The 11,522-nt window shown below is 69.8% G+C and carries 8 protein-coding genes; 5 read left to right on the top strand and 3 right to left on the bottom strand.

Annotation, left to right across the window (positions count from 1 at the left end; all coding sequences use genetic code 11):
- Nucleotides 1-82: 82 nt before the first annotated feature.
- The 4 genes from acs to AC07NI_RS14855 are packed head-to-tail and all read left to right on the top strand — an operon-like array spanning nt 83 to nt 4,665.
- Entirely contained in the window at nt 83-2,023 is a 1,941-nt protein-coding gene (acs, locus tag AC07NI_RS14870) for an acetate--CoA ligase (RefSeq protein WP_494620355.1), read from the top strand.
- Between the two features lie 34 nt (nt 2,024-2,057).
- Nucleotides 2,058-2,615, top strand: a complete 558-nt coding sequence (locus AC07NI_RS14865) for an SRPBCC family protein (RefSeq protein WP_494620353.1) — start codon at nt 2,058-2,060, stop codon at nt 2,613-2,615.
- Nucleotides 2,612-3,028, top strand: a complete 417-nt coding sequence (locus AC07NI_RS14860; protein WP_494620351.1) for a thiol-disulfide oxidoreductase DCC family protein — start codon at nt 2,612-2,614, stop codon at nt 3,026-3,028. The genes AC07NI_RS14865 and AC07NI_RS14860 overlap by 4 nt, the downstream gene beginning before the upstream one ends.
- Entirely contained in the window at nt 3,025-4,665 is a 1,641-nt protein-coding gene (locus AC07NI_RS14855) for a DUF4166 domain-containing protein (protein WP_494620349.1), read from the top strand. Before AC07NI_RS14860 ends, AC07NI_RS14855 begins: the two co-directional genes overlap by 4 nt.
- Here the strand turns inward: AC07NI_RS14855 and AC07NI_RS14850 are convergent.
- From AC07NI_RS14850 to AC07NI_RS14840, 3 genes are read right to left on the bottom strand one after another with little or no spacing between them, the layout of a single operon-like run.
- Nucleotides 4,629-5,336, bottom strand: a complete 708-nt coding sequence (locus AC07NI_RS14850) for a hypothetical protein (RefSeq protein ID WP_494620347.1) — start codon at nt 5,334-5,336, stop codon at nt 4,629-4,631. The genes AC07NI_RS14855 and AC07NI_RS14850 overlap by 37 nt on opposite strands.
- Before the next feature lie 54 nt (nt 5,337-5,390).
- Complete coding sequence (locus AC07NI_RS14845; protein WP_494620345.1) at nt 5,391-7,925, bottom strand: HWE histidine kinase domain-containing protein; 2,535 nt, start codon at nt 7,923-7,925, stop codon at nt 5,391-5,393.
- Complete coding sequence (locus tag AC07NI_RS14840; protein WP_494620343.1) at nt 7,894-8,481, bottom strand: biliverdin-producing heme oxygenase; 588 nt, start codon at nt 8,479-8,481, stop codon at nt 7,894-7,896. Before AC07NI_RS14840 ends, AC07NI_RS14845 begins: the two co-directional genes overlap by 32 nt.
- Nucleotides 8,482-8,644: 163 nt before the next feature.
- Between AC07NI_RS14840 and AC07NI_RS14835 the strand changes: the two genes are divergently transcribed.
- Nucleotides 8,645-11,509, top strand: coding sequence for a M16 family metallopeptidase (locus AC07NI_RS14835; protein WP_494620341.1), 2,865 nt, complete (start codon nt 8,645-8,647; stop codon nt 11,507-11,509).
- Nucleotides 11,510-11,522: the final 13 nt, after the last annotated feature.

The raw sequence follows: 11,522 nt of genomic DNA, 5'->3' as shown, positions 1-11,522 counted from the left end.
GCAAGAAACCGCATTGGTCTGCTTGCGCCTTCCCCCGGCCCGCGCATAACTCCGCCGCAACAAGACCAAGGGAGTAGGCGGCGTGAGCGACGGACAGGTTTTCCCGGTTCCTCAGGATCTGGTGGAGAAGGCGCATATCGACGCCGCCGCCTATGACGCCGCCTTGGCGCGCGTCGAAGCCGATCCGGAAGGCTACTGGCGCGACATCGCCGCCCGCCTCGACTGGATCACGCCGCCGACCAAGATCAAGGACGTCTCCTACGCCAAGGACAACTTCCATATCCGCTGGTACGAGGACGGCGTCCTCAACGTCTCGGCCAACTGCCTGGACCGCCACCTGCCGGCCAAGACCGACGACGTCGCCCTGATCTTCGAGGGTGACGAGCCCGGGACCTCCAGCACGCTGACCTATGGCCAGCTGCACGAGGAGGTTTGCCGCATGGCCAACGTCCTCAAGGACCTGGGCGTCAAGAAGGGCGACCGGGTCACGATCTATCTGCCGATGGTCCCGCTGGCCGCCGCCGCCATGCTGGCTTGCGCTCGCATCGGCGCGGTGCACTCGGTGGTGTTCGGCGGCTTCTCGCCCGACAGCATCGCCGGCCGCATCCAGGACTGCGAGTCCCGGATCGTTATCACCGCCGACCAGGGTCGCCGCGGCGGCAAGCGCGTGTCGCTGAAGGCCAATGTCGACGAGGCCCTGCTGCAGTGCCCGGAAGTCGACAAGGTGCTGCTGATCCGCTGGACCGGCGCCGAGGTCCCCGTCGTCGAGGGCCGTGACGTGGTCTGGAACGACGTCCGCGACGCCGCCTCGCCGGAGTGCGAGCCTGAGCCGATGAACGCCGAGGACCCGCTGTTCATCCTCTACACCTCGGGCTCAACGGGAAAGCCGAAGGGCGTGCTGCACACCACCGGTGGCTATCTGGCCTGGGCCTCGTGGACCTTCTGGGCGGTGTTCGACTACCGCCCCGGCGAAGTGTTCTGGTGCACCGCCGACGTCGGCTGGGTCACCGGCCACAGCTATGTCGTCTACGGCCCGCTGGCCAATGGCGGGACCAGCCTGATCTTCGAAGGCGTGCCCAACTATCCGACCCCCAGCCGCTTCTGGGAGGTGGTCGACAAGCACAAGGTCGAGATCTTCTACACCGCCCCGACGGCCCTGCGCGCCCTGATGCGCGAGGGCGACGAGCACGTGACCAAGAACGATCTGTCGTCCCTGCGCATCCTCGGCAGCGTCGGCGAACCGATCAATCCGGAAGCCTGGCTTTGGTACCACCGCGTGGTCGGCAAGGAGCGCCTCCCGATCGTCGACACCTGGTGGCAGACCGAGACCGGCGGCATGCTGATCACCCCTCTGCCGGGCGCCACCGCCCTGAAGCCGGGCTCGGCCTCCAAGCCGCTGCCGGGCGTCAAGCCGCAGTTGGTGGACGCCGAAGGCAAGGTCCTGGACGGCGCGACCGAGGGCAATCTCGTCCTGACCGACAGCTGGCCGGGCCAGATGCGGACGGTCTATGGCGACCATGGCCGGTTCTTCGAGACCTATTTCTCGACCTATCCCGGCAAGTACTTCACCGGCGACGGCTGCCGCCGCGACGCCGACGGCTACTACTGGATCACCGGCCGGGTCGATGACGTGATCAACGTCTCGGGCCACCGCCTGGGCACCGCCGAGATCGAGAGCGCCCTCGTCGCCCACGAGACCGTCGCCGAAGCTGCAGTGGTCGGCTACCCCCACGACATCAAGGGCCAGGGCGTCTACGCCTATGTGACCTTGAAGGCCGGCGTCGAAGCCACGGACCAGCTGCGCAAGGACCTGATCCTGTGGGTCCGCCATGAAATCGGCCCGTTCGCCGCGCCCGATGTCCTGCAGTGGGCGCCGGGCCTGCCCAAGACCCGCTCGGGCAAGATCATGCGCCGTATCCTGCGCAAGATCGCCGAGAACGAGCTGGGCAGCCTGGGCGACACCTCGACGCTCGCAGATCCGTCGGTGGTCGATGATCTCGTAAAAAACAGAGCCGGGGCGTAACGAATAGCAAGCCGGCTGCGTTAGCTTGAGTGTGATGCGTCGGCTCGTTCCCTTCCTGCTCCTGATCGCCCTGGCGGGTCCCGCCCGGGCCGATGCCGAGTGGGAGACGAAGGGCGACGGCATCACGGTCGACGCCCAGGCCGACAATCACGGTCGCGGCATGGTCCGGGCCAATGTCGATATCGACGCTCCGCCGGCCGTGGTGTTCCGCATCATCCTGGACTGCGATCGCGCCGCCCGCATGAGCCCGGGCGTCAAGAGCTGCCGCGTGGTCTCCCGCGCCCCGGACGGGACCGAGATCCGCGAGCACACGGTCCGCTGGAGCATCTTCCTGCCGACCATGCGCTCGACCTCGCGGGTGACGCTGATCCCCGATCGCGAGATCCACTTCACCTGCATCGGCGGCGACATCCGCGCCTGCGACGGCTCATGGCGGCTGGAACCCTTGGACGGCGGCCGACGCACCCGGGTCACCTACGACATGTGGGCCACCGCCCCCTTCGTCGTTCCCAGCGGCATGATCAGCGCCATGATGCGCAAGGACGTGCCAAGCTCCCTGAAGGCGCTGCGCCGCGAGTGCGAGGGACGATGATCGAAGAGGACGCGCCCGACGGCCTGTGGCTGTTCGACGGCGTCTGCAATTTCTGCACGGGCTCGGTGCAGGCGGTGCTGCGCCTGGACCGCAAGGGCGTGATCCGGTTCACGCCTATTCAGTCTGCCTACGGGCGGGCGCTTGCCCGCAAGCACGGCATCGATCCCGAGACGCCCGAGAGCTTCCTGTTCCTCGACCACGGCCGCGCCCTGGCCAAGACCGAGGCCATCGGCGCCCTGCTGCGCCGGCTGGACGCCCCCTGGCGCTGGTTCGCCTTCGTCGACCACCTGCCGCGCGGCCCGACCGACGCGGCCTATGACTGGATTGCCCGCAATCGCTACCGGCTGATGGGCAAGAAGGACCGCTGCATGGTCCCGACGGCCGAGCAACGCGCGCGGTTCATCCTCGAATGAGCCGGCGGATCGTCCTGGTCGGGGCCAGCGGCGTGTTCGGCGCGCGCCTGGCCGCGATGATCGCCCGCTGGCCGGACGTCGTGCTGGTGTTGGCCGCCCGCCGGCGCGAACCGCTAGAAGCCCTGCGCGATCGCCTCGAAGGCCCGGCGACGATCGAGATCATGACCCTCGACCGCAATGCGCCCGAAGGCCTGGACGCCTTCGCCGTGGTCGACGCGGCCGGGCCGTTCCAGACCAGCGATCTGCGCCTGGCCAAGGCGGCCCTGGCCTCTGGCGCGCACTATGTCGACCTCGCCGACGGCCGCGCTTTCGTGGAGCAGTTCCCGGACGCGATGACCCAGGCCGCCACGGCCACGAACCGCTGGGCGATCACCGGCGCCAGCTCGACCCCGGCGCTGAGCACGGCGGCTTTGGATCGGCTGACCGCCGACTGGACTCGCATCGACGCGGTCAACACCGCCATCTCACCGGGCGCCGACGCCCCGCGCGGCGCGTCGGTGATCGCGGCGATCTTCTCGTGGACCGGCCAGCCGGTGCGCGTGTTCGAGGGCGGGGCCTGGACCCAACGACCGGGCTGGAGCGGCTCACGCAGAGAGCTCTTCCCAGGCCTGGGCCGCCGCTGGGTCGCCCTGGCCGAGACGCCCGACCTCGACCTGCTGCCGCGCCGCTACAAGCCGTGTCACGTGGGACGGTTCGAGGCCGGGCTTGAGCTGCCGATCGCCCACCACGGCCTGGCGCTGCTGGGCTGGGCGCGGCGCAAGGGCCTGGTGCGGGATCTCGCGCCCTTCGCCAAACCCCTGGGCGTCCTGGCCGACGCCTTGGCGCGCTTAGGGACCGATCGCGGCGGCATGGTCGTCGAAGCCGTCGGCAAGGATGCCCAGCACCAGACGATCCGCGCCCGTTGGGGCCTATGGGCCGAGGCTGGCGCGGGACCCAACACGCCGGCCTCGCCCGCCGCCGCGATCCTGCGCGCTCTACTCGACGATCGGCTGACGGGACCACCGCGCGCGACGTCCTGCGTCGACCTGCTGCCTCTGGAGGACCTGCTGGCGCCGCTGACGCCCTTCCCGATCCGCACCCGCGTCGACATGGCCTCGCCACGCGCCAAGGGCGTCTTCGCTCGCGCGCTCGGTCCGCGCCTGGTTACCCTGCCCGAAGTCGTGCAGCAGGCCCACGATGGCTCGGCGAGAAGCCTGACCGGCTGGGCGCGTGGACGCGGCGCCGGCGGTCCCGCCCGCCTCGTCCGGATGCTGCAAGGCCTGCCCGAGCGCGGCCGCCACGAGACGGCGGTGTCGATCGCGCCAGACGAGCTGGGCGAGACCTGGACCCGACGGTTTGGAACACGCCGGTTCCGCTCGCGCATCGTCCGCGTCCGCCACGACGCCTACGCCTTCGAGGAGACGGCCGGCCCGCTGACCTTCCGCTTCCACGCTGCCGACTATCCGGGCGGCTTCTCGTGGATGTTCGAGGGCTGGCGGATCGGACCGCTGCCCCTGCCCGCCGCCTGGGCGCCACGCGTGCGGGCGCGGACCTTCGCCCGCGATGGCGTCTACCGCTTCCGCGTGCTGGTCGCCCACCCGTGGATCGGGGTGATCTTCGGCTACAGTGGGCGTCTCGGCGTCACCGTCAGCCGATAAGGGACGTACAGCGCCAGCTCCAGCGGTCCCGACTGGTACCAGGACAACGGCAGTTGCAACCCCTCGACCGAGACGGCGTAGTCGTCGCCGAACCGCTTGGCGGTCGCGCGCGCGTCCTCGGCGACCAGGTCCAGAACCTCGGGGCGGCGCTTCTGGGGGCCGATCAGGGTCAGGTTCCACTCGTCGTCGGGCAAGATCTCGGTCCGGCCGACCTTGGCTGTCTTCCCGGCGAAGGCCTTGATGCGTCCGGTCGCGGCGTCGAACGTGTCGCCCGGTGCGATGCGGGTCTTCACGACCAGGATGGCGACGCTGGTGTCGACCTTCCTGTCGGGCTGGATGACAGCGTCCAGCATGGTGTCGTCGAAGCGCCCGATCACCTCGTCGCCCAGGCCCAGCTCGACCTTCGCCCCCGCCGCGGCCTTGATCATGTTGCGCAGGGTGGCCCGCAGCTCCTCGCGCCGCTGGCTCAGATCGCGCGTGTCGCAGATCACCCGGACCGTGGTGACGATGTTGTCGGCCCGCGTGCGCAGCACGACATAGGGCGTCTTGATCGGGTCGTACTCGGTCAGGCGCGAGCCCGTGACGACGATCTCCTCGACGCCCTCGTTCTGCGCCGCCACCGGCGCGGACATCGTCAGCGCGAGCGCCAGACCCAGGATCACGAGTTTCATGCGGCTTCCTCCCAGACTGCTCCACCCTAAGGCGTGCGGCCAGGGAGGCAATCGCTAGAACAGCGCCGCCACGCTCTCGGCGCTGTAGGGCTTCTGCAGCACCGGCGTTTCCTTGAACCGGTCCGGGAACGCGGCGCTGTCGCCGAAACCGGTGCCGAAGGCGAACGGCACGCCGGCGTCCTGCAGCGCCTCGGCGATCGGGAAGCTGGTCTCCTGGCCAAGATTGACGTCCAGGATCGCGAACGGCGGATGGCCCTCGGCCAGCACTTCAAGGGCCTGGGCGACGCTGGACGCGACGGTGATCTGCTTGACGCCGAGGCGCGTGAGCATGTCCTCCAGGTCCAGCGCGATGATCATGTTGTCCTCGACCACCAGCATCCGCTCGGGCGCGCGCACCGGGGTGTCGGAGCGGCGCGGCTGGGTCACGGCCGTGGTCACGTTCTCGGTCGAGACGTAACGGCCGGGGATGCGGATACGGGCCTGGAAGCCTTCCGGCCGGTAGTCCAGCTCCACCTCGCCGTTCAGGTCGTGCGGGATCGAGTGCTCGATGATGGTCGAGCCGAAGCCCCGGCGGGTCGGCGGCTTGACGGGCGGACCGTCGCGCTCGCGCCAGTCGATGATCAGGTCGCCCTTGGCGTCGCGCTTCCAGTCGATGGCCACGTGGCCGCGCTGGTCGCACAGGGCGCCGTACTTGGCCGAGTTGGTCATCAGCTCGTGGATGACCAAGGACAGGATCGAGAAGGCGTCCGGGGCCAGGGCGGTCGGCGCGCCGTTCAGACGCACGCGCTCGGCCTTGGCGGACAGATAGGCCTCGGCCTCGGCGGTGATCAGGTCGCTGAGCGCGCCCGGGCCCCACTGGTGGCGGGTGATCTGGTCGTGGGCGCGGGCCAGGGCCTGGACGCGGCCGCCGATCACCTCGGCGAACTCTTCGACACTGGCGACGCCGGACCGGCTCTGGGTGATCAGGCCGCGGATCAGGCCCAGGATGTTGCGCACCCGGTGGTTCAGCTCGGCGATCAGCAGTTCTTGGCGCTGGTTGGCGCGCTGGCGCTCCTCATCGGCGAGATCCGTCAGGCGGAAGACGATCTCCAGCAGGCTGGTGCGTAGGCTTTCGGCCAGCGAGCGCTCGACCGGCGTCCACGGGCGGCTCTGGCCCCGCACGGTCTCTTCCCAAGCCTCGAAGCTCTTGCGCGGGGTCAGGCGGTCGCCCAGCGGTCCGACCTGCACCAGCTTGGCCGGCTTGCCGGCCCAGACCACCGTCTTGGCCTCCTCCTTGCGGAAGAAGATCAAGTAGTCTCGTGGGGTGCGCGACAGCGGCACGGCCATCATGCCCGCGGCCTTCTCCGACCAGGCGGCGGCCGAGGGCAGCAGGCTGGCGATCTCGTGGGTGGCGAAGACCGAATGGGTGTCCTTCTCGCGCAGCACCCGCACCAGGGTGTGGACGTCGCTGGCGTCTGGCGTGGAGTCGCGCAGGGTCAGGCGGCCTTCCAGCCACAGGGCCAGGCCGTCGCAGCCGACCAGGCGGCACAGGTCTTCCAGATAGGGGCTGAGACCGTCGGCGCCCTGGTTGGTCTTCACCACCGCATTCATCATCCGGTCGTGCAGGTTGCGCGCCTCGGACATCCGCCGGGTCTCGATCTCGCGCTCGCGGCTCTCCAGGGTCAGGGAGAACAGCTGGCCGAACAGCTCGGCGGCCGTCCGGCGCTCGTAGCTGATGTGCTTGGGCGCGTAGTGGTGGCAGGCGAACAGGCCCCACAGCTTGCCGTCGCGCAGGATCGAGATCGACAGCGACGCGGCCACGCCCATGTTGCGCAGGTATTCGATATGGATCGGCGAGACGGCCCGCAGCATGCTCATCGACAGGTCGACGGGCTCGCCGGCGGGGCTGGTCGGCGGGAAGATCGGCGAGACCTCGGCGTCGACGTCGGCGATGATCCGCAGCCAGCTGCGCTCGTAGAGGGCCCGGGCCTGCACCGGGATGTCCTGGGCGGGATAGCGCTGACCCAGGAACGAGCCGATGCCCGGCCGCACCGACTCGGCGATCACCTCGCCCGCGCCGTCATGCGCAAAGCGGTAGACCATCACCCGGTCGAACTCGGTCAGGGCGCGGACCTGGCGGGCGGCCTCGTGGCAGAACTCCTCGAAGGTCGGCCGCGCGGCGATCCGCGTGGTCATCGAGCGCACGGCCGAGGCGGCCTCGATCAGGGTGTCGGGATGGCTGGGCTCGCCCTCGACGATCAGCAGGCGGCCGGAATAGTGCAAGGCGAGGTCGAAGTCCTCGCCGCCATCGGCCAGGGGCTGGCCGAACATCCGCTCGACCGCGTCGGCGCCGCGCATGATCTGCAGGCGGCCCCGGATGTTGTGGATGGCGTGGCCGCTCAGCACCTGGGTCAGCGGCTTGCCGACCAGGTCGGCCGGGGCCACGCCCAGATAGCGCAGGCTGGTGGTCGAGGCGTGGACCACGAGCCAGTCGGAATTGACCGCCAGCAGGAAGCCGAACGGCTGAACCGCGCCGAGGACGTGGATCGGCTCGCGGTCGCAATTGGTCAGATTGACTTCAAACCCGGACATGGGCGCCAGTACGGACATGCAGGGCTCCAGGCGGGGCTATCGTCTCGAACGCGTCCGAGAAGCACTGAAACCCATATCGCGCTCCGGCCTCGACCTCGTCTGTCCGCGTCCCGACATTGGGTTCCTCCAGCCAGGCCAGGAATGTGCGCCAAAGGTCGTCGCCCTCGCCCTGGGTCAGGTAGGCCAGCGGCAAGCCGTGGCCGGCGGCGCGGACCTGGCGAGCCAGGAAACGGGCGCCCAGGCGCGAGCCTTCCAGCGTGTAGAGCAGGCCGGCTCCGAAGTCGGGCGACGGGACGACGGCGGCCGCGAAGGGCGGGGCTTCCAGGCCGAGGGCGGCGAGATCGCGGGCCAGGGCGGTGCGGCGCACACGCTTGGGCCAGTCCGGCAGCCAGTCGGAGACGCCGGCCCGCTCGAGCGCCAGTTCCAGCGGCGCGATGGCCATGGCCGAGGCGGAGAGGAAGGCCCCGTAGCCCAGCGGCGTCTCGATCTTCCAGGCGGCGACCATGGCGTCCAGAGTCGCGTGGCTCTCGGCGGTGGCCGCGCGCAGGCGGTCGCGAAGCGAACTGTCGGACAAGTTTTCCCCCACGCGAATCGAGCCCGTCAGGCTGAGGGGGCGACACGGTTATCTGTAACACGGACGGCGCCGCTTGGTTCCGCCCACATGACAGGACAGTAAGGTTTACCCCGTCAGGCGCGGTGCTACGGTCGCTGTGGACTGCTTCAGGAGACCTTCGCGCATGATCCGCACCGCCAAGCTGGCCCTCGTGGCCGCGGCCCTTTCCACGACCGCGCTTTCACCTTTGGCCATGGCCGCCCAGGCCAAGCCGAAGCCCAAGCCGGCCGCCGCCGCGCCCGCGTCCTCGGCCATCGCGGTTCCGCCGATCGTCTATCAGCAGCGCGTGCTGGCCAACGGCCTGAAGGTCTACACCTCGCGTGACACCACGACCCCGAACGTCACGGTGCAGGTCTGGTACGGCGTCGGCTCCAAGGACGACCCACGCGGCCGTTCGGGCTTCGCGCACCTCTTCGAACACCTGATGTTCAAGGCCACCCGCAACATGCCCAGCGAGACGCTGGACCGCCTGACCGAGGACGTGGGCGGCTTTAACAACGCCTCCACCTGGGACGACTTCACCAACTATTACGAGGTCGCGCCGGCCAACCACCTGGAGCGCCTGCTCTGGGCCGAGAGCGATCGCCTCAAATCGCTGGTCATCGACGAAAGCGTGTTCGCCTCCGAACGCGACGTCGTGAAGGAAGAGCTGCGCCAGCGGGTCCTGGCCGACCCCTATGGCCGCTTCTTCGCCCTGTCGATCCCGCAGCAGTCGTTCACCGCCCACCCCTATCAGCGCCCGGGCATCGGCTCGATCGAGGAGCTGGACGCGGCGACCGTCGACGACGTGCGCGCCTTCCACCAGACCTACTATCGCCCGGACAACGCGGCCCTGATCGTCGTCGGCAATTTCGACCAGGCCAAGCTGGACGCGCTGATCGACCAGTACTTCAACCCGATCGCCAAGCCGGCGGGCGACATCCCGAAGGTGACGGTGGTCGAGCCGGCCCGCACGGGTCCCAAGTCGGTCAACACCTACGGCCCCAACGTGCCGCTGCCGGCCCTGGCCATCACCTGGCTGGCCCCGGCCGCCGCCGACAAGGACACACCGGCCCTGACCGTGCTGGACGCGGTGCTGTCGGCCGGCAAGTCCTCGCGCCTCTATGACAGCCTGGTCTACGACCAGAAGATCGCCCAGTCGGTGTTCTCCAGCGCCCCGAACAACGCCCAGCCGGGCCTGTTCTACGTCGGCGCGGTGATGGCTGGCGGCAAGACCGTGGCCCAGGGGGAAGCCGCCCTGCGCGCCCAGGTCGCCCGCGTCCGCGACGGCATGGTCACCCCCGCCGAACTCGCTGAAGCCAAAGCCGGTCTGCTGGCCGACGCCGTCCGCCGCCGCGAGGAGATCGACGGCCGCGGCTTCGCCATCGGCTACGCCCTGGAAACCGAGGGCGATCCCGCCGTCGCCAACACCGCGCTCGCCAAGCTGCAAGCCGTCACCGCCGCCGACATCCAGCGCGTCGCCAAGAAGTACCTGGCCGACGACCGCCGCACGGTGATCCGCTACCTGGCCGAAAAGGACAAACCCGCCGGCGAGAAGGACGCCACGCCGGCGATCCCGAAGGTCTCCTCGGTCAAGTACGACGGCCCTGTCACCACCCTGGCCCCCGAGAGCGAGCGCCAGAAGCCGCCGGCCGTCGGCGCCCCGGTCTCGGCCGTGATGCCGAGCCCGGCCGAGAAGACCCTGGCCAACGGCCTGCGGGTCATCGTCGCCAAGTCCAGCGACCTGCCGCTGATCACCGCCGACCTGACCGTCAAGGGCGGGGCCAGCTCCGATCCGACCGGCCTGGCCGGGACCTCGAACCTGACCTCCGAACTGCTGACCGAGGGCACCACCAGCCGCTCGGCCACCCAGGTCGCCCGCGAGACCGAGGCCCTGGGCGCCAATCTGGAAGCCGGCTCGGGCTGGGAAGCCGCCTCGCTGACGCTTAGCGTCACGGCCAACAACGCCGCGCCCGCCATGACCATCATGGCCGACGTCGCCGAGCACCCAGCCTTCTCGGCCGAGGAGCTGGACCGCGTCCGCACCGAAACCCTGGACGGCCTGTCGGTGTCGTTCCAGCGCCCGGGCACCCTCGCCGCCTTCGCCACCGCGCCGGTGCTCTATGCCGGCTCGGCCTATGGCCATGTGGCCGGCGGCACGCCGGGCTCGCTGCCGAAGATCAAGCGCACGGACCTGGCCAAGACCCACGCGACCTACTGGCGTCCGGACAATGCGGTGCTGGTGCTGACGGGCAACCTGACGCCCGAGGCCGGCTTCGCCTTGGCCGAGAAGGCGTTCGGCGGCTGGAAGAAGCCCGCCACCCCGCCGCCGGCCCCGCCGGCCGCGCCGACCGGCTACACGCCGCGCAACGTCGTCATCGACCTGCCCGGCACCGGCCAGGCCGCCGTGGTGCTGGCCAAGCCGGCCATCACCCGCGCCGACCCGAACTACTACCAGGGCATCGTGGCCAACACCGTGCTGGGCGTCGGCTTCAGCTCGCGCCTGAACCAGGAGATCCGCATCAAGCGCGGCCTGTCCTACGGGGCCGGCTCCAGCCTGACGCCGCAGGGCCGCTTCGGCGGCTTCTCGGCCCGGGTGCAGACCAAGAACCCGTCGGCCGGCGAGGTCGTCACCCTGACCCGCGCCGAGCTGACCCGCCTGGGCGCCGAACCAGCCTCGGCTGGCGAGCTGACCGCCCGCAAGTCGGTGCTGGTCGGCAACTTCGGGCGTGACCTCGGCACCTCGGAAGGCCTGGCCAACATCCTGGGCAACTACGCCGTCTACGGCGTGCCGTTGACCGAGATCCAGAGCTACGCCGCCAAGGTCGAGGCCGTGACCCCGGAAGAGGTCCAGGCCTTCGCCAAGGCCAAGCTCGATCCGGCCCAGATGAGCGTCATCGTCGCCGGCGACGCCAAGGCCATGGGCGAGGACCTCTCCAAGGCCGCGCCGAACGCCAAGGTGATCCCGGCCGACAAGCTGGACCTCGACGCGCCGAGCCTGCAAAAGTAGGGAAGCTTTAGGT

Source organism: Caulobacter sp. GW821-FHT10E02 (assembly GCF_059415225.1).
The sequence above is the reverse complement of the archived record's forward strand: the minus strand, read 5'-3'. Positions and strand labels throughout refer to the sequence as shown.